We start from the raw sequence: 23,091 nt of genomic DNA, 5'->3' as shown, positions 1-23,091 counted from the left end.
AGGTAGTAGCGGGATACGACGGCAGCGCGCAGCGCTTACTGCACGCCGTGCGCGGCGCGCCAGCCCAGGCCGGCTTCGGTGGTGGTCTTCGGCTTGTACTCGCAGCCGATCCAGCCGGTGTAGCCGATCTCGTCCAGGAACTTGAACAGGTACTGGTAGTTCAGCTCGCCCGTGCCCGGCTCGTTGCGGCCCGGGTTGTCGGCCAGCTGGACGTGCCTGATCTTCGGCAGGTTGGCCTTGATGGTGTTGGCGATCTCGCCTTCCATCCGCTGCATGTGATAGATGTCGTACTGCACGTACAGGTTGGGCGCGTTGACCTGGGTGATCAGGTCCAGCGCCTGTTGCGTGCGCGACAGGAAAAAGCCCGGGATGTCGAAGGTGTTGATCGGCTCGATCAGCAGGTCGATATGCTCGGCGGCCAGCGCGCCGGCGGCGAAGCGCAGGTTTTCCACCAGCGTTTCCTGCGCCTGCTCGCGCCTGACGTTCTGCGGCAGGATGCCGACCAGGCAGTTCAGCTGGCGCACGCCCAGCACCTTGGCGTACTTGATGGCCTCGCCCACGCCGTCCTGGAACTCGCCGACGCGGTCCGGGTGGCAGGCGATGCCGCGTTCGCCCGCATCCCACTTGCCGGCGGGCAGGTTGTGCAGCACCAGGTCGAGCTGGAAGCGGTTCAGGCGGTCAGCGATCTGGTCCGCATGGAACGCGTAGGGAAACAGGAATTCCACGCCGCGGAAGCCCGCGCGCGCGGCGGCTTCGAAGCGGTCGAGAAAGCCCGCTTCGTTGAACAGCATGGTGAGGTTGGCCGCAAGTTTAGTCATGAGTCTCTCCGGTTTAATTGTGTTGTCGTTCTGCCGGTGCAGAACCGGTGATGCGGGGACGCTGGACTGGCGCGGGCCGTAGCCCGCGCTTTCCATGTTTGAGTGTCGTGGCTTACGCCGTTTCCACTTCTTCCTTCAGGATCGCTTCCTCGATGTCCTCGAGGTCTTCGATCGGCTCGAACTCGTTGATGTTGTCGATCTCGGTGCCCATCGCGATATTGGTCACGCGCTCCAGGATCACCTCGACCACCACCGGCACCGAGAACTCGGCCATCAGGTCGCGCGCTTCGGCGAAGGCCGGGGCGATGTCTTCCGGCTTGAACACACGGATCGCCTTGCAGCCCAGGCCCTCGACCACCTTGACGTGATCCACGCCATAGCCGTTCAGTTCAGGCGCGTTGACGTTGTCGAAGGCGAGCTGCACGCAGTAGTCCATCTCGAAATTGCGCTGCGCCTGGCGGATCAGGCCGAGGTAGGAGTTGTTCACCACCACGTGGATGTACGGCACCTTGAACTGTGCGGCCACGGCCAGCTCTTCGATCATGAACTGGAAGTCGTAGTCGCCCGAGATCGCCACCACGTCCGAATCCGGCGAGGCGGTCTTCACGCCGATCGCGGCCGGGATGGTCCAGCCCAGCGGGCCGGCCTGGCCGCAGTTGATCCAGTGGCGCGGCTGGTTGACCGACAGGAACTGGGCCGCGGCGATTTGCGACAGGCCGATGGTGCTGACGTAGCGCACGTCGCGCGGGAAGTACTGGTTCATCTCGCGGTACACGCGCTGCGGCTTGACCGGCACGTTGTCGAAGTCGCTCTTGCGCTGCATGGTGCGGCGGCGCTTCTGCACGTCGGCGACCCAGCTCTTGCGGCACGGCAGGCGGCCGGCCATCTTCATTTCGCGGGCGACTTCGACGAACAGCTCCAGCGCGGCCTTGGCGTCGGAGACGATGCCCAGGTCCGGGCCGAACACGCGGCCGATCTGGGTCGGTTCGATATCGACGTGCACGAACTTGCGGCCCTTGGTGTAGACATCGACGCTGCCGGTGTGGCGGTTGGCCCAGCGGTTGCCGATGCCCATCACGAAGTCCGAGGCCAGCAGCGTGGCGTTGCCGTAGCGGTGCGAGGTCTGCAGGCCGACCATGCCGGCTTGCAGCGGGTGGTCGTCGGCCAGCACGCCCCAGCCCATCAGGGTCGGCACCACCGGCACGTTGACCAGCTCGGCGAACTCGACCAGCAGTTCCGAGGCATCGGCGTTGATCACGCCGCCGCCGCACACGATCAGCGGGCGCTCGGCCGCGTTCAGCATGGCGATGGCCTTCTCGATCTGGGCGCGCGAGGCGGCCGGCTTGTACGGCTGCAGCGACTGGTACGTCTCCGGATCGAATTCGATCTCGGCAACCTGCACGTCGAACGGCAGGTCGATCAGCACCGGGCCCGGGCGGCCCGAGCGCATGATGTGGAAGGCCTGCTGGAACACCTGCGGCACCAGTGCCGGCTCGCGCACGGTCACGGCCCACTTGGTCACGGGCTTGGCGATCGACTCGATGTCGACGGCCTGGAAGTCTTCCTTGTACAGGCGCGCGCGCGGGGCCTGGCCGGTGATGCAGAGGATGGGGATCGAGTCCGCCCAGGCCGAGTACAGGCCGGTGATCATGTCGGTGCCGGCGGGGCCCGAGGTGCCGACGCAGATGCCGATATTGCCCGGCTCGGCGCGGGTGTAGCCTTCGGCCATGTGCGAGGCGCCCTCGACGTGGCGGGCCAGCACGTGGTTGATGTTGCCCGACTTGCGCATCGCCGAGTAGAACGGGTTGATGGCCGCGCCCGGCACGCCGAACGCGGTGGTCACGCCTTCCTTCTCCAGCACGGCGATTGCCGCGTCGATTGCTCTCATCTTTGCCATGATCTTGTCTCCGGTAATGGTGGGAATTTCGTTGGAGTCGATCCTATTCCCGCAGGGCGGTTGGGATAAACAGAAGAGCGATCAGTTGATTCGATACCTGTAGTACGCAATATGGGCTGGAAAGCCACGTCGGACGGCCGGCGCAGGTACGCCGATGCATGCCATTGGATATGTGGTGTGACGGTACGGACACGCAGCGCAGCGCCGGGTACGCCGGCGCGCCCGCGTGTCGCCGCGGCGCGCTGCGGCAAAATGGCGGCATTTCCTGCCATCCGGGCCGACCATGTATTCCAGGCTGCCATCCACCTATGAACTGCTGGAAGCGCTTGCCGCCGCCGCGCCCGAGGCTGCGTCCGTGCGCGCGCCCGCGCCGGACAGCCGGCTCGGACGCGCGTTGTGGCTAGGCTTTGTCGCGGCACTGACCGCGACCATCCTGTGCGGTGCCGGCCTGGCGGTCTGGCGCCTGGGGCTGAAGCAGGCCGTGCCGCTGTGGTCGCTGCGCGGCTTCGAGGCCCTGCTGGCGCTGGCGGCCGCGTGCTATGTCGGCGCCGGTTTGGCCCGTGCCGGCACGGTGCTGGCGCGGCTGCGCCATCCGCTGCGCTGGCAGGCCGCCGAGCTGGACCGCGACAGCGCTGCCGAAGACGCGCTGCTGCGCCGGCTGGCGCGGATCCCACCGCAGCAGCTGCAGGCGCGCCAGCGGCGCGTGGCGCTGCAGCTGCGGCTGTGGGAGGGCGCGGCGCGCACGCTGGCGGTGTTGCTGGCGCTGGCGCCGGCCGCCGCGGTGCTGGCCGCGCTGCCGCGCCAGCAGGCCGTGGCCGGCACGCTGCTGTGGCTCTACGGCGTGATGGTGGTGACCGGCGCCGCCTGCTACCTGTACCTGCATCTGCAATGCAGCCGGCCGCTGCGGCGCCTGGCCCATGTGCTGGGCGAGGCGGCCGAACTGAACGCGCAGCTTGGCAAGCGCGCGGCTGGCGCGGGCTGAACGTAGCCGCGCACCGGGTGCCGCGGCGTGCCCGTGGCGGGCCCCCGCAGCGGCCCTTATGCGGTGGCCTCGATCCGGTCCATCAGCCGCGCAGGGATGCCACAACCCCGGCGATGCCGCACAATGGCGCCCGGGAGACCAATATCCGATGGACAAACTCAAGCAAATCGAAGCCTTTATCGCCGTGGTGGAGCACGGCAGCATGGCGGCCGCGGCGCTGACCCAGAACGTCACGCCGGTGATGATCGGCCGCCGCATCAACGCGCTCGAAGCCCGCATCGGCGTCAAGCTGCTGCACCGGTCCACGCGCCGCATCGCCGTGACCGAGCAGGGCGCGGTATTCATGGAGCAGTGCAAGAAGGCGCTGGCCGACCTGGACCGCGCCGAGATGCTGATCGCGGAGGGCAAGCACAAGGCCACCGGCCACCTGATCGTGTCGGCGCCGGCGGCGTTCGGGCGCAAGCACGTGGCGCCGCACGCGCCGGCGTTCCTGGCCAGCAACCCCGAAGTGCAGATCTCGTTCAACCTGACCGACCGCGTGGTCGACCTGGTGCGCGAGGGCTATGACGTCGGCATCCGCATCGGCGGCGCCATCGATCCGAACTTCGTCGCGATCAAGCTGGCGTCGAACAAGCGCGTGGTATGCGGCACGCCGGCGTACTTCGCCAAGTACGGCGTGCCGCAGACGCTGGACGACCTGGCGCAGCACAACTGCCTGGCGTTCAACCTGCAGGGCGGCCAGCAACGCGGCTGGTACTTCAGCCAGAACGGCAAGACGGTGACTGTGCGCGTCAACGGCAACCTGGACTGCAACGACGGCGAGCTGCTGCACCGCTGGACCGGCGAAGGACTGGGCCTGGGCTGGCGTTCCACCTGGGAAATCCTGCCGCAGCTGGAGAGCGGCGAGCTGATCACGGTGCTGGACGAATACGCGCTGCCCGCCTACGACATCCTCGCCGTGTACCCGCAGCAGCGTCCGGTGCCGGCCAAGATCCGCTTCTTCATCGAGCACCTGAAGGCGCAGTTCGCGCGCCCGGGCTACTGGATGGACACGGCGGGCGGCAACTGAGGCCGCCGCCGCCGCGCATACCGATACCGATACCGATGCCGATCGCCGCCTGGCTGGCCGACCTCGTCGTCATCTTGCACGCGCTGTTCATCGTGTTCGTGGTGGCGGGCGGCCTGCTGGTATTGCGCTGGCCGCGTGCCGCATGGGTGCACCTGCCCGCCGCGGTGTGGGGCGTGCTGATCGAATGGGCCGGCTGGATCTGCCCGCTGACGCCGCTGGAAAACACGCTGCGCCAGGCCGCCGGGCAGGCCGGCTACAGCGGCGGCTTTGTCGAGCGCTACCTGTTGCCGCTGATCTATCCGGCGGGGCTGACGCCCGCGGTGCAGCTGTGGCTGGGCCTGGTGGTGCTGGTGGTGAACGTCGCGATCTATGCCCTGTGGTGGCGCCGGCGGCGCCACCACTGAGAGCTGTTTTCAGCTTGCCGGCGTGAAGCGCGGCGCGCGTTTCTCCAGGTTGGCCAGCACCGCCTCGCGCTGGTTGGGCGAGCCCACCAGGCGATCCTGCTCGTCGGACTCGGCCTGCAGGATGGCGGCGTGGTCGCCGCGCTCGGCCACCGCCATCAGCCGCTTGGCCGCGCGGATCGCCTCCGGATTCTTCTGCGCGACTTCGCGCGCGGCGGCCAGCGCCGCGGAGCGCGGGTCGTCGGCGAGGTAGGTGCCCAGGCCCAGCTCGCAGGCCTCAGTGCCGCTCAGCACGCGCGCGCTGTAGATCAGCTCGCGCAGCACATCGGGGCGCACCAGCCCGCGCGTCAGCACCATGCCCGCCATGTCGGGCACCAGCCCCCACTTCAGCTCCATCACGGACAGCCTGGCATCCGGCGCGACGTAGCGGACATCGGCGCCCAGCGCCACCTGCAGGCCGCCGCCGAAGGCCACGCCATGCACCGCGGCGAACACCGGCACCGGCAGCTCGCGCCAGACCATGCAAGCGTATTGCGGGCGATTGGAGAGGCCGTGGGTGCGCTTGCCGAGGCGGCCGGCGCCGATGCTGTCGTCGTGCGATTCGCCGCCACCGTCGGACAACATGCCCGCCATGCGGCCCATGTCCAGCCCCGCGCAGAAGGCGCGGCCTGCGCCGGACAGCACCACCGCGCGCAGGTCCGGCAGGCGCGCAAGCTGTTCGCCGGTCTCGATCAAGGCATCGAACATGGCCTGGTCGAGCGCGTTCATCTTGTCGGGGCGGTTCAGGCGGACGTCGGCGACGCCGCCTTCGATCGTCACGAGGATACGTTCATTGCTGGCGCTCATGCGGGCTCCCTGGAAGTGGCGGTAGTGGCGGTCGCCGCGCTCAGCGGCCCTTGAACTGCGGCTTGCGCTTCTCGACGAAGGCGGCCACGCCTTCCTGGCAGTCTTCGCTGCGGCTGGCGCGCGACTGCAGCGTGGCTTCCACCTCGAGTTGCGCGGCGAGGTCGTTGCCGAGGCTCTGGTTGAGGGCCTGCTTGATCATGGCGTAGGCCATGGTTGGCATGGTCGCGAGGTGGCGGGCCAGCTTGCCGGCCTCGTCCTGCAGCGCGGCGTCGTCATGGACCTTCCACACCAGGCCGATGCGGTGGGCTTCTTCGGCGTCGATCTTCTCGGCCAGGATGGCCAGCGCGCGGGCGCGCATCTCGCCGGCGTAGCGCGGCAGGAAGTAGGTGCTGCCGGCATCCGGGATCAGGCCGATCTTGGAGAACGCCTGCAGGAAGCTGGCCGAGCGCGCCGCCAGCACCACGTCGCCCGCCAGCGCCAGGCTCATGCCGGCACCGGCGGCGACACCGTTGACGGCGGTGATGACCGGCTTGGGCATCTCGCGCAGCGCCATGATGATCGGGTGGTAGCGCTCGCGCAGCAGCGTGCCGGAATCGGACACGCCGCCGCCCTGGCGCGCGGCCAGGTCGGCGCCGGCACAGAAGCCGCGGCCGGCGCCGGTCAGCAGCACGGCGCGCACCTCGGCATCGGCCGCGGCGCGGTCCACGGCCTCGCGCAGTTCGCGCAGGATGTCGGCGTTCAGTGCATTGAGCACGTCCGGGCGGTTCAGGGTCAGCGTGGCCACGCCTTCGCTGGCTTGGTAGAGGACGGTTGAAGTCATGGTGGTTCTCCTGGTGTTCTGGGTCGTTGCGGTGCGGATATCGGTGTCGATCTATTGCGGCTTCTTCAGCGCGTCGGCCGAGGCGTCGCCGAGCTTGCTGCCGCCGTCGCAGTCGAGGATGGTGCCGGTGACATAGCGGGCGTTGTCGCTGCTCAGGTACATCGCGGCATCGGCGATGTCGTCCTTGGTGCCGTAGTCGCGCAGCGCCAGGCGCGCCTTGTAGCGGGCTTCCATCTCGGGCGTAGGGGCCAGCCGCGCCATGCCTTCGGTGTCGGCGATCGGGCCGGGCGAGATGCCGTTCACGCGCACGCCGGCCGGGCCCCATTCCATCGCCAGACACTTGATCAGCATGTTGATGCCGGCCTTGGCGGCGCAGGCATGGGCCTGGAACATCATCGCGTTGACCGCCTGCGGCGCGGTGATCGCAATCAGCGACGCGCCCGGCTTGTTGAGGTGGTCGAAGCTGGCGCGGAACACGTTGAAGGTGCCGAGCAGGTCGATATCGACCACGGTCTTGAAGGCGTTGGCCGACATGCCGACCACGGGCGCGAGGAAATTGCCGGCGGCGCCGGAGATGACCACGTCGATCGGACCCAGTTCGTCTTGCGCACGCGCAAAGGCCGCTTCGACCGCGGCGTAGTCGCGCACGTCGGCGGCCATGCCGATGGCGGTGCCGCCGGCCGCGGTGATGGTGTCGGCGGCGGCCTGGATGCGCTCGGCGGTGCGGCTGATCAGCGCCAGCCGCGCGCCGGCGCGCGCAAAGCCGTGTGCGATGCCAAGGTTGATGCCGGAGGAGGCGCCGGCGACGAATACGGTCTTGCCGGCAAAGGCGTCGGGGCGGAAGGCGCTGGGCATGGGAAGTCCTTTTTCGATCGGGAAGCAGGGCGGATTCAGGCGAGGGCTAGCGCCGGCACGGCAGGTATCGCGCGATGGCGCATGGCGGTCTCCCTGTGATCGTTATCGTGTGCGGCCGCCACCGCGGCGTGGCGGGACGGCGCGAGCCTCTGGCAGGGCCTGCGGCATCCTAACCCGAAGGCGCGATTCGCTTTTCACGCTGGCCGCCCCCGCCAGCGCGCCGGAATCGCGATCGACGCGAGCGCGCCGGTATCCGGAGCCCGCGCGGGGCGCCGCAACCTGCTGGCGGAAAAGGGAAAAACCGGTGCGGGACGGCACGGGTTGAAGGCCGCGGGGTAGCCCGCCATTCGGCGCGGCGGAACCCCGTCCTCAGAAAAAAGAAAGCCCGCACACCGTTGCAGCGTGCGGGCAGCCTGCCGACGATGAGGTGCCGGCAGGCAAGTGCTCATGAAGTGCGCCCCCGCGTCTTCATGGCGAGATGAAGTTTGCGCGCGGGCGGCCCGGGGTGCTTTGACTCACGTCAAGCGGCCGGCACCCGGGAAGGAGAGTCGGTAAAAGGGGGCGGCGCCTAGGCCAGCAGTGCGGCCACGAGATCCTTGCCGCGCGCCACCGGCGCGGTTTCCTCGAAATGCAGCGCCCCTTCGACGTGGCCCAGGTGGTCCACCATCAGCGTGACGGCGCGCTCGACATCGCCGGCACGCGCCGCCTCGATAAACTCGCGGTGCTCGTCCGACGAGCAGGCCGCGTCGCGGCGAGACTGGTACAGCATGGTGATGACCGCGCTGCGCGCCGACAGCTCGCGCATCATCTCGGTCAGCACACCGTTGCCGACCACCTCGGCCAGCACGATATGGAAGTCGCCCAGCAGCCGGGTGCGCACCTGGGCATCGTTGCCCGCCAGCGACTTGCGCTCGGCCGCCAGGTGGCGGTCGATGCGCTTGTAGTCGGCGGCGGTGGCCTTGGCGACGAATTCGCGCGCCAGCGCGGCTTCGAGGATGCGGCGCACGGCGAACACCTCGCGCGCTTCCTCGGCGCTGGGCTTGGCCACGAACGCCCCTTTGTCCGGCACGATCTGGATGACCTTGTCCTTGGACAGCATCAGCAGCGCCGCGCGCACCTTGGTGCGGCTGACGCGGTAGACGCTGGCCAGCGCCTCCTCGCGCAGCTTGGTGCCGGGCGGCAGGCGGTGCGAAACGATCGCCGCGACGATGTCGTCGGCGATCGCTTCGGCAGTCATGTCAGGATCGATATGCTCGGGCATGGCAGCGCACTTGCGCAGAGGCTGCGCGGTTGGGGAGATGCGTGATTCTAGCGCCCTGCGACCGGGCCCGGCACGATCGCCGGGGCGGCGGCGTCCTGCGCCATCGCCGCCAGGCCGGCATCCAGGTCGGTGGCCTCGATGGTGCCGTTCAGCACGCCATGGGCCCGGGCGCGGTCGATGTCCTTCTCCCATGCGGCCACCACCACGGTGGCGACGCAGTTGCCGATCAGGTTGCCGAGCGCGCGCGCGATGCCGATGAACCAGTCCACCGACAGCACCAGCACCAGGCCGATCGCCGGGATCGCCGGGTGTGCCGACAGCGTCGCGGCCAGGATCACGATGGCCGAGCCGGGAATGCCGTGCGCGCCCTTGGAGGTGATCAGCGCCACCGCCAGGATGCCGAGCAGGTCGGCCATCGCCAGCGGCGTGTTGGTCGCCTGCGCGATAAACACCGCGGCCAGCGTCAGGTAGATCGAGAACGCGTCGAGGTTGAACGAGTAGCCGGTCGGGATCACCAGGCCCACCACCGACTTCTTCACGCCCATGAACTCGAGCTTCTTCATCACCTGCGGCAGCACGCTGTCGGACGAGGCGGTGCCCAGCACCACCAGCAGCTCGGCGCGCAGGTAGCGGATCAGCTTGATCACCGAGAAACCGCAAGCGCGCATGATGCCGCCCAGCACCACCAGCACGAACACGATCACCGCACCGTAGAACAGCAGCACCAGGAAGCCCAGCTGCTTGAGCGAGCCGATGCCGTACTTGCCGACCGTGAACGCCACCGCGCCCAGCACGCCCAGCGGCGCCAGCTTGATGATGAAGCCCATCATCTTGAACAGCGTGTGCGAGAAGGTATCGATCAGGCTGACCAGCGGCCGGCCCGGCTCGCCCACCAGCGACAGCGCGCAGCCGAACAGGATCGACACCACCAGCACCTGCAGCACGTCGCCGTTGGCGAAGGCGCCGAACACGGTATTGGGAATCAGCTTGAGCAGGAAGTCGACCGTGCCCTGGTCCTTGACCTTGGTCGCGTTGTCGATAAAGCCGGCGATGGCCGAGGCGTCGAGCGAACGGGGATCGACGTTCATGCCCACGCCCGGCTGGAACACATAGGCCAGCAGGATGCCCAGCGCCAGCGCGATGGTGGTGACGACCTCGAAGTACACCACCGCCTTGATGCCGACGCGGCCCACCTTCTTCAGCTCGCCGGCGCCGCAGATGCCGGCCACCACCACGCAGAACACGATCGGGCCGATCAGCATCTTGATCAGCTTGATAAAGGCATCGCCGAGCGGCTTGAGCTTGGCGGCGAACTCGGGGAAGGCGAGGCCGAGCGCCGTGCCGATCACCAGGGCGATCAGCACCTGGCCGAACAGCGAGCGGGTAAAGCGGGTGTGCAGGCGGGGGCTGCCCGGGCGCTGCTGCGAGGGAACTGCGTGCTGCATGGTTGTCTCCGTGCGGGGCCGGTCCCTGTGCGCTGGCCGGCCCATTTCGATCCAGGAATCACCGGCGGCCCCGTGCTGCTCTGACGGCTGGGTTGGGCTGCCGGCCTTACGTTCCGGGCGGGACTCCGGGTCGGGAGTACGCACCGCGTGGGCAGCCCCCCTGTTGGGACGGATCCCACGCCATCCGCTGTCCGGACCGGATTGTCCGCGGCGGATTGTCTGAACGTGGAACCGAATATAGTGCATATCATTTTTGTATGCAATTTTTGAATTCACTGTGCTACCATGAATCGCACAGAATAGAGCTTCGGCCATGGGCGTCCCGCCCGCACTGGCGCCCCGCCAGCCACGCCGCCGCGGCTTTCACGCACTTCCAGCAGGAGACACGCATGGCAGCAAATCCGTCGCCGTCCGCCGCAGAGACTGGCACGCGCATCATGGCCTGGGCCGACGCCCTGGCCGTCCACACCGAGCAGCCCGGCATGCTCACCCGCACCTACCTGACCGAGGCCCACCACGGCGCCGCCGCCCAGCTGACCGAGTGGATGCAGCAGGCCGGCATGACGGTGCGCCGCGATGCCGCCGGCAACGTGATCGGCCGCTACGAGGGCACCACGCCCGACGCGCCGGCGCTGTTGACCGGGTCGCATTTCGACACCGTGCGCGACGCCGGCCGCTATGACGGCAACCTGGGCGTGATCCTGCCGATCGCCTGCGTGGCGGAATGGAACCGCCAGGGCAAGCGCTTCCCGTTCGCGCTCGAGGTGGTAGGCTTCGCCGAGGAAGAGGGGGTGCGCTTCAAGGCCACGCTGCTGGGCAGCCGCGCCATTGCCGGCACCTTCGACAACAACGTGCTGGACAACCTCGACGACAGCGGCAAGACCATGCGCGAAGTGATGCGCGAGGCTGGCTTCGACGCCGCCGCGCTGCCTGCGGCCAAGCATGACCGCAGCAAGGTCGCGGCCTTTATCGAGGTGCATATCGAGCAGGGCCCGGTGCTGCTGAACGAGGGCCTGCCGGTGGGCGTGGTGACCGCGATTTCCGGTGCGACCCGCTTCCTGGTCGAACTCGAAGGCCTGGCCGGGCATGCCGGCACCGTGCCGATGGACATGCGCCGCGATGCCGCCATGGCCGGCGCCGAAATCGGCCTGTATATCGAGAAGCGCTGCGGCGGCAAGCCGGGCCTGGTCGGCACCGTGGGCCAGTTCAACGTGCCCAACGGCGCCACCAACGTGGTGCCGGGCCGCGCCGTGTTCTCCATCGACATCCGCGCCGGCGAGGACGCCGAGCGCGAGGCCGCCGTCAACGACGTGCTGGCCGAGATCGAGCGCGTCTGCGCGCGCCGCAACGTGCGCGCACAGATCCGCAAGACCCACGAGGCCAGCAGCGTCCCTTGCGCCCCGTGGCTGCAAGAGCAATGGGCCGCCGCCATCGCCCGCCAGGGCGTGCCGGTGCGCCACCTGCCGTCGGGCGCTGGCCACGACGCCATGGCCATTGCCGCCATCGCCGATGTCGCCATGCTGTTCGTGCGCTGCGGCAACGGCGGCATCAGCCACCATCCCACCGAAACCATGACCGCCGAGGATGCCGCACTGTCCGCGCGCGTGTTCAGCGATTTCGTCGAGCACTTCCGGCTGCCGCAGTAAGCCAGCGCGCCCGGAAGCCCCACCCGAACCTCCTTCAGTTGTTACGAGAACAAGTCATGACCGCACGAGACAATATGAACCCCATCGAAACCACGCTGACGCAGTTCATCGACCAGCACCGTCCGCAGCAGGAAGCCTTCCTGGCCGAGCTGGTCAAGGTGCCGTCGGACAACCCGGCCGGCGATTGCGACGCGCACGGCAAGCGCGCCAAGGAACTGCTGGAGGGCCTGGGCTTCACGGTGGAGGCCCACAAGGTGCCCGACGAGCAGGTCAAGGCCGCCGGCATGATCAGCGCCACCAACCTGATCGTGCGCAAGCAGTTCGGCACGGGCGGTCCGGTCATCGCCATGAACGCCCACGGGGACGTGGTGCCCCCCGGCCTGGGCTGGACCAAGGACCCGTACGGCGGCGAGATTGTCGATAGCGCCGACAGCGAGCACGGCCCGGTCATGTACGGCCGCGGCGTGGCGGTGTCCAAGTCGGACTTCGCCACTTACACCTACGCGGTGCTGGCGCTGATGGAAGCCGAGAAGCAGGGCGCCAAGATCAACGGCGCGGTCGAGCTGCAGTTCACCTATGACGAGGAAACCGGCGGCGACATCGGCCCGAAGTTCCTGCTGGACAACAACCTGAGCAAGGCCGACTACGCGATCTCGGCGGGCTTCTCGTACGGCATCACCTCGTCGCACAACGGCTGCCTGCACGTCGAGGTGACGGTCAAGGGCAAGCAGGGCCACGCCGCCATGCCGCACACCGGCGTCGACGCGATCGAGGCCGCCACCCACATCCTGCAGGCCATCTACGGACTGCGCGCGGAACTGGCCACGCGCAAGTCGAAGGTGCCGGGCATCGACACCGCGACGCTGAACGTCGGCCTGATCAAGGGTGGCATCAACACCAACGTGGTGCCCGACCTGGTGACCTTCCGCGTCGACCGCCGCATGATCCCCGAGGAAATCGGCTTCGACGCCGAGGGCGAGATCCGCGCCGTGGTCGAGAAGGCCGCCAAGGACCGCCCGGGCATCGAAGTGAAGGTCGAGCGCATCATCCTGGCCGAGCCGCTGTCGGAACTGCCGGGCGTGGAAAAGCTGATCGGCGCGCTGAAGAGCCGTGCCGAGTCCGTCTTCGGCGTCGAGATCCCGGTGCAGGGCGTGCCGCTGTACACCGACGCCCGCCACTACACCAAGCGCGGCATCCCCACCGTGCTGTACGGCGCCGGCCCGCGCACGCTGATGGAAGCGCGCGGCCACAACTCGGACGAGAACCTGCGCCTGAACGACCTGAACCGTGCCACCAAGGTGGTGGCCCTGGCGCTGTCGGATCTGATGAAGTAAGGCTGCGCGCCGCAGGCGCTTGGCTTTGATGGAAAGACGCCACGGGGCCATCCGTGGCGTTTTTTTTAGGGGCAATCCGGTCCCATGCGGTCAGGTCCGGTCTTCGACCGGCGGCCAACAGCGCGACGTGTGCACCAATGCCAGCACCAGTACCGTATCGCCTTCGATCTCGTAAATCAGGCGATAGTGTTCGTGAACCACCAGTTCGCGCGTGCCTTGTACGCTGCCGGCCGGCGCCAGCACGGGAAACGCGCACAATCGCTCCGCTGCCTGGAAAAACCGTTCATCCAGGCGGGCAGCGGCTTCGACGTCATCCTGGGCGATGAACTCGAAGATCAGTGTGCGATCGCGCCGGGCCAGTGCGGTCCAGACCGCCCTCAAGCCCGCCGCCGGGCCGCAGCGCGCCAGGCTGCAAACTCCGCTTCGATCTGTTCCGCAGGGATGCCGCCCGCTTCGCGCAGCGAGGCGCGGGAAGCTTCCACCTTGTTGCGCAGGAAAACCTCGTAGTCGCGCTTTCGGGCGCTATGGTCGAGGAAATCGCGCACCAGGTCCTGAAGCGCTTCCGATGGCGTAAGTCCCTGTGCCGTGGCTTCGGCAATGAACGCGTCATGCAGCCGGGCGTCCAGCGTGAATGTGAATTTGGTTTCTTCCGACACAAGCATTTCCGGTGTCCTCGTAATGACAAAGTATAGGCATTGTCGTTACCAGGACACCTGCACGGCGATAAGACCCGTCTGAACTTGCTGCAGCCGATTCCGCCTATACCGGCAGCGTTGCCGCCCCCGCACCAAGCATCCGCTGCATCAGCACCGTATCGATCCACTGCCCGTGCTTGAACCCCACCGCCTCCAGCCGGCCGACGGTGCGGAAGCCCAGCCGTTCGTGCACGGCCAGCGAGCCCGCGCCTTCGCCGGCGGCGGTGCACGCGATCACGGCGACCATCTGGCGCCACGGGCCGGTTTCGCAGCGGGTGATCAGCGCGGCCAGCAGCGCCTGGCCGAGGCCTTCGCCGACGCGGCGGTGGTCGATGTAGATCGAGTCCTCGATGGCGAAGCGGTAGGCGCTGCGCGCACGGTAGGCCGAGGCATAGGCGTAGCCCAGCACCTCGCCGTCGCGCTCCGCGACCAGGTAGGGCAGGCCCTTGCGGTGCACTTCGGCCAGGCGCAGCTGCAGCTCGTCGAGGCTCGGCGGCACTTCCTCGAACGAGGCGCGGCCGTGCAGCACGTGGTGGGCGTAGATCGCGTGGATGGCGGCAATGTCGGCGCGGGTGGCGTCGCGCAGCGTAAAGGGCCGGCGCATGCCAGGGTCGCGTGGTGCGGTAATGGAAGCAGGAATGGAGGTCATCGGAAATGGCGCCTGTGGCAAGAACCGGTGCAACGCAGGATGCGTGCCGGTGGCGATGCACCGCATGATGCTGCGCGCTGGCCGCGGTCTTGTATATAGTGCGGGTGGATTTGCACCGCATTAGTGCCGACGCCCCGCCACGGGGCGCGGCCATGACAAGAAAGGAACTGCCATGATCACGATCTACCACAACCCCCGTTGCTCGAAGTCGCGCGAGACCCTCGCCCTGGTCCAGGCTGCCGCCGAGCGGCTGGGAGAGCCGGTGGAGATCGTGGAGTACCTGAAGGATCCGCCGTCGCTGTCGACGCTGCGCCAGTTGCACACCCTGCTGGGCGTGCCGGTGCGCGAGATGCTGCGCGACAACGAAGCCCCCTATGCCGAACTCGGCCTGGCCGACCCCGGCCTGACCGATGCCGAGTTGCTGGCGGCGGTGGCCGACAACCCGGTCCTGCTGCAGCGTCCGGTGGTGGTGCGCAACCGCCGCGCCGCGATCGGCCGGCCGCCCGAGAACGTGGCGCCGCTGCTGGCCTGAAATAGAACCGGCCCCCACGATGTGTGGGGGCCGGCCGGTCTGCGAGGCAGTCTGCTTCAGGCAGGGTCGTCTAATGAACACCCAGCCAGTGCATGGCCTCCTGACCGAAAGCGATGGCCGCCAGCACCACCAGCAGCACCACCAGCGTCACGGTGCTGATGTAGAGCGTGGCCTTGGCGACTTCGGCGTCCTCGTCCGAGGTGTGGCGATGGGTAATGGGCGTGGCGTCCCGCGTGGCATGCGGCCAATGGATCCGGCCGGCCAAGTCTCTCAAGTGCAGGTCGGTAGGGAAACGCATGATCGACACCTCCTCGGCAGGCGCCGCGCGGTCCGGGCAGGATGGCTCAAACGTCATATGGCGTGGCTGCGCAAGTGCGCCGGTTAGTCATGGCTCGTTTCGCCCGGTAACGCCATATCCGCTTCTACTATAGCCGGGCTGGCGCCAGATGCGAGCGGCGGCCTGCAAGGGACATGCCGCCGCGCTTGACGCGGCGCAAAATGGCGATCAGGCCTGGTTTGGTGGAGGTGAGGGCACGCTTGCGCTGGCTCCCTCTTCTGGCGGGAGCGCCGCCAGCGCCGCTTCGCGCTCGCGCAGCGTCGCCAGCATGTTGCAGAACAGCGCGCCCTGTTCCATCGCATCGTCGAGCGCCACGTGGGTGTGCGGCAGCGGATCCATCCATCCGGCCGGGAAGGCCGCCTTGACGGTCTTGCGATAGGGCCGCCCGGTCAGCGCGAAGCCCAGCGTCTTGACGTCGAGCGCGGCCCAGCCGAACGGCGAGCGCCCGGCGAAGCGCATCATGTACCAGAACATCCAGGTGAAATCGAAGCCCGCCGGAAAGGCGACGAAGACCGGCTTGCCGGGCAGCGCCTCGACCCATTCGACATAGCGCACCATGGCGTCCTCGGGGCGCTGCAGGTCGCGCCGGCAGGCGCTCCAGGCCTCGGGCTGGGTTTGCCACCACTGCATCTGCACCGGATGGCCGGCGGCGCCCGGCAGGGTTTCGAGATTGGCCGAGAAGGTGCCAAGCACGGTCTTGTCCGCCAGCATCGCCACCGAGGCGAAGGACAGCATCGAGTGCGGGCCCGGAATCGGGCCATCGGCCTCGACGTCGGTGCTGACGTAGATCTCGGGACGGGTGTCGGGCGCCTGTCGCTTGGCCATGGCCTCAGCCCGCTTCGACCAGGTGATCGGCGACGAACGGGTTGTTGCGGCGCTCCTCGCCGAAGGTCGAGACCGGGCCGTGCCCGGGGATAAAGGTCACGTCCTCGCCCAGCGGCCACAGCCGCGTGCGGATCGAGCGGATCAGGTCGGCGTGGTTGCCGCGCGGGAAGTCGGTGCGGCCGATCGACCCGGCGAACAGCACGTCGCCGACCACGGCCAGCCGGTTGGGACGCGAGAAGAACACCACGTGGCCCGGGGTGTGGCCGGGGCAGTGGTAGACCTCCAGGGTTTCGTTGCCGAACTGGACGGTGTCGCCGTTCTCGAGCCAGCGGTCGGGCTCGAAGCTCTCGGCGTGGCCGAAGCCGAAGCGGCGGGTCTGCTCGGGCAGTTGCTCGATCCAGAAGCGCTCGTCCTGCTGCGGGCCTTCGATCGGGATGCCGAGTTCGCGCGACAGTGCCGCGGCGCCGGCGCAATGGTCGACGTGGCCGTGCGTCAGAAAGATCTTTTCCAGCGTGACGCCTTGCTCTTTCACCGCCGCGCGGATGCGGTCGAGGTCGCCGCCGGGATCGCAGACCGCGGCAGCGCCGGTGCTTTCATCGATCAGCAAGGAACAGTTCTGCTGGAAGGGCGTGACGGGAATGAGCAGGGCTTTCATGGAGGTCTTAGGTGGCCGGCGGGTACCGGAACCGGCTTCCTGGCGGCGCGATCGGCGGCGGTGCCCAGCATTGTAGCGCCGGGGACGTTGGACACGCCCGGCGGCTTCGATGTGATCAATGGAGTACCAATCGCAGGCAGCGCTGCATCGGGCCGAATCCCTTGCCACAAGCGGGATTCCAGCCAATTAGGCCCCGATCGTGCGAAATCGCACAGATTTCGTAACAAATTGAAAGAGATAGTCCCAAACAGTCAATGTTAGACTGCCGCCCATGTTACGGATCTCCGCTCTCACCAAGCGCTGGCAACGGCTGGCCAAGCTCGGCGCATGCACCGCATGCGCCGTGGTGCTGGCCGCTTGTGCCACGCCGCCCGAAAGCGATACCGCCGGCACCGACGCCGGCGATGCCGTGCCCACGCGCGCGGCAAGAAACGGCAAGCCGGCCCGGACCGAACGCGCCGAGACCAGGCCCGCCACGCGCACGCCCGACACCGGCAGCTGGAACCTGTTCGGCTATGACCCCGACGAAGGCCGCAGCGGCAACTCGCTCGAAGGCCTGCGCGCCGACATCGGCACGTTCGAGCAGCGCGGCGTGGCCTCGTGGTACGGCAAGGGCTTCCATGGCCGCAAGACCGCCAACGGCGAACGCTTCGACATGCGCGCCATGACCGCGGCGCATCCGTCGCTGCCGCTGGACAGCTGGGTGCTGGTGCGCAACCTGCGTAACAACAAGGTCGCGGTGCTGCGCATCAATGACCGCGGCCCGTACCACGGCAACCGCGTGCTGGATGTGTCCTACGGCGCCGCGCGCCGCCTGGGCTTTGTCGAGCGCGGCGCCACCAACGTCGAGATCCGCCGCCTGACCCGCACCGAAGTCGCCGCGCTGGGCCCGCAGGTCGATGCCGGCGGCACCGAGGCCGGCGACGGCAGCGGCGACGACGACGTGTCCGTGCCGGAACTGGCCAATTCGCTCGCGCCCGCCAAGGCGGGCAAGGCGTCCAAGGCCAGCGGCAAGACCGTCAAGCGCAAGCGCCGCTGAGCGCGCCAGCGCCGCCGCATGCCGCCGCGCGCTGACACTTCCTCCTTACATTCTGACCTGCAGGCCCGCGCGCGGGCCATGGCATCAATCGTCGCCGGCACGCTGCGCCAGCGCCAGCTGATACAGCGCGCCGGTGTCCGCGCCGGTGATCGCGGCCGCCAGCTTGGCGGCGCGCTTGGCCGGCAACTCCGCCAGCAGCAGCGCCAGCACGCGCTGCGCTTCGGCATCCGGCAGGCCCTCGGCGGCCGCGCTGCCGGCACCTTCCACCACCAGCACGAATTCCCCCTTGGCCCGGTTCGGGTCGGCCGCGAGCCAGGCCGGCGCCTGCGCCACCGGCATCACGGCGATGTCCTCGAACAGCTTGGTCAGTTCACGCCCGACCAGCAGCCGGCGCTCGCCCGGCAGGCCCGCGGCAAGCGCCGCAAGTGTATCGGCGATGCGGTGCGGCGCCTCGTAGCAGACCCAGGCGTGGTCCAGTGCCGCCAGGCGAGAGATGGCCTCGGCGCGCGCCTTGGTTTTGGGCGGCAGGAAGCCGGCAAAGGTGAAGCGGCCCGCGCCGGCATCGAGCAGGTCGCCCGCCACCGACAGCGCCGCCACCGCCGCACTGGGACCGGGCAGGGGCACCACCGGATGGCCGGCGGCGCGCACCGCCTCGACCAGCCGCGCGCCGGGGTCGGAGATACCGGGCGTGCCGGCGTCCGAGACGTAGGCGATGCGCTCGCCCGCCGCCAGGCGTTCGGCGATGCGACCCGCGGCCTCGCGCTCGTTGTGCTCGTGCACTGCCACCAGCGGGCGCTGCAGGCCGACGCGCGACAGCAGCTGGCCGGTGTTGCGGGTGTCTTCGCAGGCCACCGCGTCGGCCAGTCCCAGCACATGCAGCGCGCGCAGCGACAGGTCGGCGACATTGCCGATGGGCGTGGCCACGACATAGAGCGTGCCGGCCGGGTACGACTGGCTTGCCGCCAGGGAGATCCAGTCACTCATGCTTGAGAACTTCCGTTGATGCCATCATTCAAATCCACCACGCAGGTGCCGCTCAGGCAGGCCCCGCTCAGGCAGGCGCCAAGCCGCCAGGCACGCGGGGCGCAGGCAGAGGACCGGGCCCTGGCCCATTTGCGGCGCCAGGGCCTGGAGCCCGTGGTGCGCAATTATCGCTGCAAAGGCGGCGAGATCGACCTGGTAATGCGCGCGCCCGATGGCACGCTGGTGTTCGTCGAGGTGCGCCAGCGTAGCGGGCGCGGCTTCGGCGGCGCCGCGGCCAGCGTCACGCCGGCCAAGCAGCGACGCGTGCTGCTGGCCGCCGGGCACTACCTGGCCACGCTGGCCCGGGTGCCGCCATGCCGCTTCGACGTGGTGGCGCTGGAGCCCGGCCGGCTGGAGTGGCTGCAGCACGCCTTTGACCTGGATGCCGCCGGGGCTGGGTCATAATGCACGGCAGACATGAGCGGCAAACATGAGAGGCGATTCGCGGATCGCCATCGCAACAAACCGGCCCCAGAGCCATGAGTATCGACAGTATCCAGCAACAGTTCCTAGACAGTGCCGAAGCCAAGCGACAGGCCGCGGCGGTGATGGCCCCCTATATCGACGCCGCGGTGGAACGCATGGTCGGCGCGCTGACCAGCGGCAACAAGATCCTGGCGTGCGGCAATGGCGGCTCGGCGGCGCAGGCGCAGCATTTCGCCGCCGAGCTGGTCGGGCGCTTCGAGCGCGAACGGCCCGGCCTGGCCGCGATCGCGCTGAGCACCGACGGCTCGATCCTGACCGCGATCGGCAACGACTACGACTTCAGCAAGGTGTTCGCCAAGCAGGTCGAGGCGCTCGGCCAGCCCGGCGACATCCTGCTGGCGATTTCCACGTCGGGCAACTCGGACAACGTGATGGCCGCCGTCGCCGCCGCGCGCCAGCGCGAGATGGCGGTGGTGGCGCTGACCGGCAAGGGCGGCGGGGCCACCGCCGGCCTGCTCGATGAATTCGACATCCACCTGTGCGTGCCGAGCGAGCGCACCGCGCGCATCCAGGAAGTGCACCTGCTGACGCTGCACTGCCTGTGCAACGGCATCGACGAGGCACTGCTCGGCGAGGCGTGATGCCGGGCATCCGCCGACCCTCCCATTCCCAATATCCCGACACAGCAAGGACCGCATGACCCATCTGCCCACTACGCAAGCTCCCCGGAACGGCGCGGCCGCGCGCCATCCTTCCCGCCCCCTGGCTGGCTCTGGCCTGGGCCGCGCCGGCCTGGCCGCGGCCGCGATGGTGTGCGCCACGCAGCTGGCCGGCTGCTTCCCGGTGATCGCCGGCGCCATGGGCACCGGCGTGGCCATGGCCACCGACCGCCGCCCGGCCGCCACCCAGACCGTCGACCGCGGCCTGCAGCTGGAGGCCGAGAGCACCATCAACTCGCGCTACAGCGGCCAGGCGCGCGTCAACGTGACCGTCTTCAACCGCAAGGTGCTGCTGACCGGCGAGGCCAGGAACGACAGCGTCAAGCAACAGATCGAGCAGTACGTGCGCGGCCTGCAGAATGCGCGCGTGGTGATCAACGAGCTCGAGGTGGTCAACTCGCCCGGCTTCATGACCCAGAGCCAGGACGCCTACCTGACCAGCAAGGTCAAGACGCTGCTGATGACCGCCGAAGGCGTGCCGTCCAACTCGATCAAGGTCACCACGGAAAAGAGCGTGGTCTACCTGCTTGGCGTGGTCACCAGCGCCGAGGGCGACCGCGCCACCGACGTGGCGCGCAATGCCTCGGGCGTGACCAAGGTGGTCAAGGCCTTCGACTACGTCAACGACACCGAGCGCGCGCGCCTGGACGCGGCCTCGACCTCGGAGAACCCGTCGTTCGACGGCAGCGTCGGCACGCCGGCGCCGGTGCAGTCGGTGCCGGGCGTGGGCGGGCCGATCGATGCGCCGGCGGGTGCGGCACCGGGTACCGCCGGCAGCGCGGGCGCCACCACCGCGCCGGTCGCGGCCCCGGTCACTTCGCCGGTGGCGCTGCCGCCCGGCCGCAACCTGCCCTGAAGCGCGCAGCGCTCGCCCGGCTTCGGCCGGTCAGGACGGCGCCCGCATATGCGGGCGCCGTTTTTCGTTCTGCGGTTTGCAACGCACACCGGGCCCGGCCGATGTGCTACGGTTGCCACGCTGGCGGATTGCGCTGAGTGCGCTGACTGCGATAGCGCTGCGCCGGCCCCCAGACGGAGCGAGACCATGACAACAACGATCCCCCGGCCTGCCTGGCATATACCGCGCCGACTGGCGCTGCTCGCAGCGATGCTGTGCGCCCAGCCGGCGCTGTCGGCTGAACCCGCCGGTGCTCCCACCCAGGCCACCGATGCCGCGCTGCGCGCGCGCAGCCAGGCCGCCGCCTGCACCAGCTGCCACGGCCCGGCCGGCCGGGCCCCGGCTGGCAGCACGATCCCGCCGCTGGCCGGCCGCCCGCAGGCGGAGCTGGCCGCGCAGATGCAGGCCTTCAAGGCCGGCACGCGCCCGGCCACCGTGATGCACCAGATTGCCAAGGGTTACAGCGACGACCAGATCGCCGCGATCGCGGCGTGGTTTGCCGCCGTGCGCTGACAGGAGCGAGCCATGCACAGACGAAGCTTCCTCGGCGCCGCGGGCGCCGCAGTACTGGGTACGGCCGGGATCCGGCCGGCACGCGCCGCGGCCCGCGCTCGGGTGGTGGTGGTCGGCGGCGGCTATGGCGGCGCCACGGCGGCGCGCTACCTGCGCGAATGGAGCGGGCAGGCGATCGAGGTGACGCTGGTCGAACCGAATCCGGCCTTTGTCTCGTGCCCGCTGTCGAACCTGGTGCTGGGCGGCAGCCGCCAGCTCGGCGACCTGACGCTGCCGTACGACGCGCTGGTGCGCCGCCACGGCGTGCGGCTTGCGCGCGACACCGCGGTCGCCATCGACCCGGCCCGGCGGACCGTGCGCCTCGCGGGCGGCAGCGTGCTGCCCTATGACCGCCTGCTGCTGTCGCCTGGCGTCGAGATGATGCGCGACGCGCTGCCGGGGCTGAAGCGGCCCGGCGGCGAGCAGATCCTGCATGCCTGGAAGGCCGGCCCCGAGACCGTCGCGCTGCGCCGCCAGCTGGAGGCGATGCCCGACGGCGGCACCTATGCCATCAGCGTGCCGCTGGCGCCGTACCGCTGCCCGCCCGGCCCGTACGAGCGCGCCTGCCAGGTCGCGCACTATTTCAGGCAGCACAAGCCGCGCAGCAAGGTGCTGATCCTGGACGCCAATGCCGACATCACCTCCAAGGCCGCGCTGTTCCGCCAGGTGTGGGCCACGCAATACCCGGGCATGGTGGAATACCGGCCGCAGCACGAGGTGGCCGATGTCGACCCCGCCACGCGCACGCTCAAGTTCGAGGTGCAGGACGATGTGCGCGCCGACGTGCTCAACGTCCTGCCGCCGCAGCGGGCCGGCGCCATCGCGGTGTCGGCCGGGCTGGCCACGGCCAATGGCAAGTGGTGCGAGGTGGACTTCCTCAGCTTCGAGTCGCGCGCCGCGGCAAATATCCATGTGATCGGCGACGCCATTCAGATCGCGCCGCTGATGCCCAAGTCCGGCCATATGGCCAACCAGCACGGCAAGGTCGCGGCGGCGGCGCTGGTGGCGCTGCTGTCGGACCGCGCCCCGGACCCGGAGCCGCTGTACAACAACACCTGCTACAGCTTCACCTCCGACCGCGAGGCGGTGCATGTGTCCAGCGTGCATCGCTACGACGCGGCGCAGAAGACCATGGTCACGGTGCCGGGCTCGGGTGGGCTGTCGCCGGCGCCGACGGTGCTGGAAGGTGACTACGCGCTCGCCTGGGCGCGGGGAATCTGGGCGGAGATGCTGGCCTGACGGTGGCGGCGCTGCCTGCGCTGCCGGCGGCACGGCTGCCCGCACAAAACCGCAAGAACGTGCAATGCCGCGCGCGCCTGCGCTGCTACGCTAGGCGTCCCGATCGAACTCGCGCCCGCGCCCGGCATCCC

Annotated in this window: 26 protein-coding genes; 12 read left to right on the top strand and 14 right to left on the bottom strand. The window is 69.0% G+C overall.

Annotated elements, in window-relative coordinates; translation table 11 throughout:
• Positions 1 to 35: 35 nt before the first annotated feature.
• Both hyi and gcl read right to left on the bottom strand, forming a co-directional pair.
• Positions 36 to 818 carry a hydroxypyruvate isomerase gene (gene hyi, locus C7416_RS23995; RefSeq protein WP_111521257.1) on the bottom strand — a complete coding sequence of 261 codons (783 nt, stop codon included), beginning with the start codon at positions 816 to 818 and terminating at the stop codon, positions 36 to 38.
• Positions 819 to 930: 112 nt separating this feature from the next.
• On the bottom strand, positions 931 to 2,715 hold the full coding sequence (gcl, locus tag C7416_RS23990) for a glyoxylate carboligase (protein WP_111521256.1): 1,785 nt from the start codon (positions 2,713 to 2,715) through the stop codon (positions 931 to 933).
• 283 nt (positions 2,716 to 2,998) lie between these two features.
• Here gcl and C7416_RS23985 point away from each other — a divergent pair, with 283 nt between their 5' ends.
• From C7416_RS23985 to C7416_RS23975, 3 genes are all read left to right on the top strand, one after another.
• Positions 2,999 to 3,697 carry a hypothetical protein gene (locus C7416_RS23985; protein WP_111521255.1) on the top strand — a complete coding sequence of 233 codons (699 nt, stop codon included), beginning with the start codon at positions 2,999 to 3,001 and terminating at the stop codon, positions 3,695 to 3,697.
• A gap of 148 nt (positions 3,698 to 3,845) precedes the next feature.
• A complete protein-coding gene (locus C7416_RS23980; protein WP_025586057.1) occupies positions 3,846 to 4,766 on the top strand; it encodes a LysR family transcriptional regulator in 921 nt (306 codons plus the stop codon).
• Positions 4,767 to 4,801: 35 nt separating this feature from the next.
• The gene (locus C7416_RS23975) at positions 4,802 to 5,170 is read left to right on the top strand and encodes a DUF2784 domain-containing protein (RefSeq protein WP_111521254.1); all 369 of its coding nucleotides are present in this window, start codon (positions 4,802 to 4,804) and stop codon (positions 5,168 to 5,170) included.
• Between the two features lie 9 nt (positions 5,171 to 5,179).
• On the opposite strand, the gene C7416_RS23970 is transcribed toward C7416_RS23975, so the two are convergent.
• The 5 genes from C7416_RS23970 to C7416_RS23950 form a co-directional block, all read right to left on the bottom strand.
• A complete protein-coding gene (locus tag C7416_RS23970; protein WP_111521253.1) occupies positions 5,180 to 6,013 on the bottom strand; it encodes a crotonase/enoyl-CoA hydratase family protein in 834 nt (277 codons plus the stop codon).
• A gap of 40 nt (positions 6,014 to 6,053) precedes the next feature.
• Positions 6,054 to 6,833 (bottom strand): enoyl-CoA hydratase-related protein, encoded by a 780-nt coding sequence (locus C7416_RS23965; protein WP_111521252.1) that lies wholly within the window; start codon positions 6,831 to 6,833, stop codon positions 6,054 to 6,056.
• A gap of 51 nt (positions 6,834 to 6,884) precedes the next feature.
• On the bottom strand, positions 6,885 to 7,688 hold the full coding sequence (locus C7416_RS23960) for an SDR family oxidoreductase (protein WP_111521251.1): 804 nt from the start codon (positions 7,686 to 7,688) through the stop codon (positions 6,885 to 6,887).
• A 568-nt stretch (positions 7,689 to 8,256) separates the two neighbouring features.
• Complete coding sequence (locus C7416_RS23955) at positions 8,257 to 8,949, bottom strand: GntR family transcriptional regulator (RefSeq protein ID WP_012354232.1); 693 nt, start codon at positions 8,947 to 8,949, stop codon at positions 8,257 to 8,259.
• Between the two features lie 47 nt (positions 8,950 to 8,996).
• Entirely contained in the window at positions 8,997 to 10,394 is a 1,398-nt protein-coding gene (locus tag C7416_RS23950) for a C4-dicarboxylate transporter DctA (RefSeq protein ID WP_111521250.1), read from the bottom strand.
• A gap of 389 nt (positions 10,395 to 10,783) precedes the next feature.
• Here C7416_RS23950 and C7416_RS23945 point away from each other — a divergent pair, with 389 nt between their 5' ends.
• Positions 10,784 to 12,040 carry an allantoate amidohydrolase gene (locus C7416_RS23945; RefSeq protein WP_111521249.1) on the top strand — a complete coding sequence of 419 codons (1,257 nt, stop codon included), beginning with the start codon at positions 10,784 to 10,786 and terminating at the stop codon, positions 12,038 to 12,040.
• A gap of 56 nt (positions 12,041 to 12,096) precedes the next feature.
• The gene (locus C7416_RS23940; protein ID WP_111521248.1) at positions 12,097 to 13,374 is read left to right on the top strand and encodes a M20/M25/M40 family metallo-hydrolase; all 1,278 of its coding nucleotides are present in this window, start codon (positions 12,097 to 12,099) and stop codon (positions 13,372 to 13,374) included.
• A gap of 90 nt (positions 13,375 to 13,464) precedes the next feature.
• Here the strand turns inward: C7416_RS23940 and C7416_RS23935 are convergent, their stop codons facing one another.
• From C7416_RS23935 to C7416_RS23925, 3 genes are all read right to left on the bottom strand, one after another.
• Complete coding sequence (locus C7416_RS23935) at positions 13,465 to 13,755, bottom strand: type II toxin-antitoxin system RelE/ParE family toxin (RefSeq protein WP_111521247.1); 291 nt, start codon at positions 13,753 to 13,755, stop codon at positions 13,465 to 13,467.
• Positions 13,752 to 14,036 carry an antitoxin of toxin-antitoxin stability system gene (locus C7416_RS23930; RefSeq protein WP_111521246.1) on the bottom strand — a complete coding sequence of 95 codons (285 nt, stop codon included), beginning with the start codon at positions 14,034 to 14,036 and terminating at the stop codon, positions 13,752 to 13,754. The genes C7416_RS23935 and C7416_RS23930 overlap by 4 nt, the downstream gene beginning before the upstream one ends.
• 97 nt (positions 14,037 to 14,133) lie before the next feature.
• Complete coding sequence (locus C7416_RS23925; protein WP_111521245.1) at positions 14,134 to 14,718, bottom strand: GNAT family N-acetyltransferase; 585 nt, start codon at positions 14,716 to 14,718, stop codon at positions 14,134 to 14,136.
• A gap of 172 nt (positions 14,719 to 14,890) precedes the next feature.
• On the opposite strand from C7416_RS23925, the gene arsC reads away from it, so the two are divergent.
• Positions 14,891 to 15,250: an arsenate reductase (glutaredoxin) gene (arsC, locus tag C7416_RS23920; RefSeq protein ID WP_111521244.1), complete on the top strand. Its 360-nt coding sequence runs from the start codon at positions 14,891 to 14,893 to the stop codon at positions 15,248 to 15,250.
• 70 nt (positions 15,251 to 15,320) lie between these two features.
• Here the strand turns inward: arsC and C7416_RS23915 are convergent, their stop codons facing one another.
• The 3 genes from C7416_RS23915 to C7416_RS23905 form a co-directional block, all read right to left on the bottom strand.
• Positions 15,321 to 15,548 (bottom strand): hypothetical protein, encoded by a 228-nt coding sequence (locus C7416_RS23915; protein WP_111521305.1) that lies wholly within the window; start codon positions 15,546 to 15,548, stop codon positions 15,321 to 15,323.
• Between the two features lie 207 nt (positions 15,549 to 15,755).
• A complete protein-coding gene (locus C7416_RS23910; RefSeq protein WP_111521243.1) occupies positions 15,756 to 16,412 on the bottom strand; it encodes a 3'-5' exonuclease family protein in 657 nt (218 codons plus the stop codon).
• A gap of 4 nt (positions 16,413 to 16,416) precedes the next feature.
• Positions 16,417 to 17,067: an MBL fold metallo-hydrolase gene (locus tag C7416_RS23905; RefSeq protein ID WP_111521242.1), complete on the bottom strand. Its 651-nt coding sequence runs from the start codon at positions 17,065 to 17,067 to the stop codon at positions 16,417 to 16,419.
• Positions 17,068 to 17,338: 271 nt separating this feature from the next.
• Here C7416_RS23905 and C7416_RS23900 point away from each other — a divergent pair, with 271 nt between their 5' ends.
• Complete coding sequence (locus tag C7416_RS23900) at positions 17,339 to 18,106, top strand: septal ring lytic transglycosylase RlpA family protein (protein WP_111521241.1); 768 nt, start codon at positions 17,339 to 17,341, stop codon at positions 18,104 to 18,106.
• 84 nt (positions 18,107 to 18,190) lie between these two features.
• Here C7416_RS23900 and rsmI read toward each other — a convergent pair whose 3' ends face one another.
• Positions 18,191 to 19,090, bottom strand: a complete 900-nt coding sequence (gene rsmI / locus C7416_RS23895; RefSeq protein WP_111521240.1) for a 16S rRNA (cytidine(1402)-2'-O)-methyltransferase — start codon at positions 19,088 to 19,090, stop codon at positions 18,191 to 18,193.
• A gap of 18 nt (positions 19,091 to 19,108) precedes the next feature.
• On the opposite strand from rsmI, the gene C7416_RS23890 reads away from it, so the two are divergent.
• From C7416_RS23890 to C7416_RS23870, 5 genes are all read left to right on the top strand, one after another.
• On the top strand, positions 19,109 to 19,534 hold the full coding sequence (locus C7416_RS23890) for a YraN family protein (protein WP_111521239.1): 426 nt from the start codon (positions 19,109 to 19,111) through the stop codon (positions 19,532 to 19,534).
• A gap of 74 nt (positions 19,535 to 19,608) precedes the next feature.
• On the top strand, positions 19,609 to 20,196 hold the full coding sequence (locus tag C7416_RS23885) for a phosphoheptose isomerase (RefSeq protein WP_111521238.1): 588 nt from the start codon (positions 19,609 to 19,611) through the stop codon (positions 20,194 to 20,196).
• Positions 20,197 to 20,251: 55 nt separating this feature from the next.
• Positions 20,252 to 21,130, top strand: a complete 879-nt coding sequence (locus C7416_RS23880) for a BON domain-containing protein (protein WP_111521237.1) — start codon at positions 20,252 to 20,254, stop codon at positions 21,128 to 21,130.
• A 186-nt stretch (positions 21,131 to 21,316) separates the two neighbouring features.
• The gene (locus C7416_RS23875; protein ID WP_111521236.1) at positions 21,317 to 21,682 is read left to right on the top strand and encodes a c-type cytochrome; all 366 of its coding nucleotides are present in this window, start codon (positions 21,317 to 21,319) and stop codon (positions 21,680 to 21,682) included.
• A gap of 12 nt (positions 21,683 to 21,694) precedes the next feature.
• Complete coding sequence (locus tag C7416_RS23870) at positions 21,695 to 22,960, top strand: NAD(P)/FAD-dependent oxidoreductase (RefSeq protein WP_111521235.1); 1,266 nt, start codon at positions 21,695 to 21,697, stop codon at positions 22,958 to 22,960.
• Positions 22,961 to 23,091 lie beyond the last annotated feature (131 nt).

Origin of the sequence: Cupriavidus phytorum, assembly GCF_003254285.1 — a bacterium.
Taxonomy (GTDB): domain Bacteria; phylum Pseudomonadota; class Gammaproteobacteria; order Burkholderiales; family Burkholderiaceae; genus Cupriavidus; species Cupriavidus phytorum.
This window is presented reverse-complemented; position numbering and strand designations above follow the sequence as displayed.

What these genes read in the sequence shown, in the direction of transcription:
- C7416_RS23980 (WP_025586057.1), top strand. Translation starts at nt 3,846, where the DNA reads ATGGACAAACTCAAGCAAATCGAAGCCTTTATCGCCGTGGTGGAGCAC.
- C7416_RS23975 (WP_111521254.1), top strand. Translation starts at nt 4,802, where the DNA reads ATGCCGATCGCCGCCTGGCTGGCCGACCTCGTCGTCATCTTGCACGCG.
- C7416_RS23925 (WP_111521245.1), bottom strand. Translation starts at nt 14,718, where the DNA reads ATGACCTCCATTCCTGCTTCCATTACCGCACCACGCGACCCTGGCATG.
- arsC (WP_111521244.1), top strand. Translation starts at nt 14,891, where the DNA reads ATGATCACGATCTACCACAACCCCCGTTGCTCGAAGTCGCGCGAGACC.
- C7416_RS23945 (WP_111521249.1), top strand. Translation starts at nt 10,784, where the DNA reads ATGGCAGCAAATCCGTCGCCGTCCGCCGCAGAGACTGGCACGCGCATC.
- C7416_RS23950 (WP_111521250.1), bottom strand. Translation starts at nt 10,394, where the DNA reads ATGCAGCACGCAGTTCCCTCGCAGCAGCGCCCGGGCAGCCCCCGCCTG.
- C7416_RS23870 (WP_111521235.1), top strand. Translation starts at nt 21,695, where the DNA reads ATGCACAGACGAAGCTTCCTCGGCGCCGCGGGCGCCGCAGTACTGGGT.
- C7416_RS23955 (WP_012354232.1), bottom strand. Translation starts at nt 8,949, where the DNA reads ATGCCCGAGCATATCGATCCTGACATGACTGCCGAAGCGATCGCCGAC.
- C7416_RS23965 (WP_111521252.1), bottom strand. Translation starts at nt 6,833, where the DNA reads ATGACTTCAACCGTCCTCTACCAAGCCAGCGAAGGCGTGGCCACGCTG.
- C7416_RS23960 (WP_111521251.1), bottom strand. Translation starts at nt 7,688, where the DNA reads ATGCCCAGCGCCTTCCGCCCCGACGCCTTTGCCGGCAAGACCGTATTC.
- C7416_RS23880 (WP_111521237.1), top strand. Translation starts at nt 20,252, where the DNA reads ATGACCCATCTGCCCACTACGCAAGCTCCCCGGAACGGCGCGGCCGCG.
- C7416_RS23930 (WP_111521246.1), bottom strand. Translation starts at nt 14,036, where the DNA reads ATGCTTGTGTCGGAAGAAACCAAATTCACATTCACGCTGGACGCCCGG.
- C7416_RS23875 (WP_111521236.1), top strand. Translation starts at nt 21,317, where the DNA reads ATGACAACAACGATCCCCCGGCCTGCCTGGCATATACCGCGCCGACTG.
- C7416_RS23915 (WP_111521305.1), bottom strand. Translation starts at nt 15,548, where the DNA reads ATGCGTTTCCCTACCGACCTGCACTTGAGAGACTTGGCCGGCCGGATC.
- rsmI (WP_111521240.1), bottom strand. Translation starts at nt 19,090, where the DNA reads ATGAGTGACTGGATCTCCCTGGCGGCAAGCCAGTCGTACCCGGCCGGC.
- gcl (WP_111521256.1), bottom strand. Translation starts at nt 2,715, where the DNA reads ATGGCAAAGATGAGAGCAATCGACGCGGCAATCGCCGTGCTGGAGAAG.
- hyi (WP_111521257.1), bottom strand. Translation starts at nt 818, where the DNA reads ATGACTAAACTTGCGGCCAACCTCACCATGCTGTTCAACGAAGCGGGC.
- C7416_RS23970 (WP_111521253.1), bottom strand. Translation starts at nt 6,013, where the DNA reads ATGAGCGCCAGCAATGAACGTATCCTCGTGACGATCGAAGGCGGCGTC.
- C7416_RS23900 (WP_111521241.1), top strand. Translation starts at nt 17,339, where the DNA reads ATGTTACGGATCTCCGCTCTCACCAAGCGCTGGCAACGGCTGGCCAAG.
- C7416_RS23940 (WP_111521248.1), top strand. Translation starts at nt 12,097, where the DNA reads ATGACCGCACGAGACAATATGAACCCCATCGAAACCACGCTGACGCAG.
- C7416_RS23885 (WP_111521238.1), top strand. Translation starts at nt 19,609, where the DNA reads ATGAGTATCGACAGTATCCAGCAACAGTTCCTAGACAGTGCCGAAGCC.
- C7416_RS23890 (WP_111521239.1), top strand. Translation starts at nt 19,109, where the DNA reads ATGCCATCATTCAAATCCACCACGCAGGTGCCGCTCAGGCAGGCCCCG.
- C7416_RS23905 (WP_111521242.1), bottom strand. Translation starts at nt 17,067, where the DNA reads ATGAAAGCCCTGCTCATTCCCGTCACGCCCTTCCAGCAGAACTGTTCC.
- C7416_RS23985 (WP_111521255.1), top strand. Translation starts at nt 2,999, where the DNA reads ATGTATTCCAGGCTGCCATCCACCTATGAACTGCTGGAAGCGCTTGCC.
- C7416_RS23910 (WP_111521243.1), bottom strand. Translation starts at nt 16,412, where the DNA reads ATGGCCAAGCGACAGGCGCCCGACACCCGTCCCGAGATCTACGTCAGC.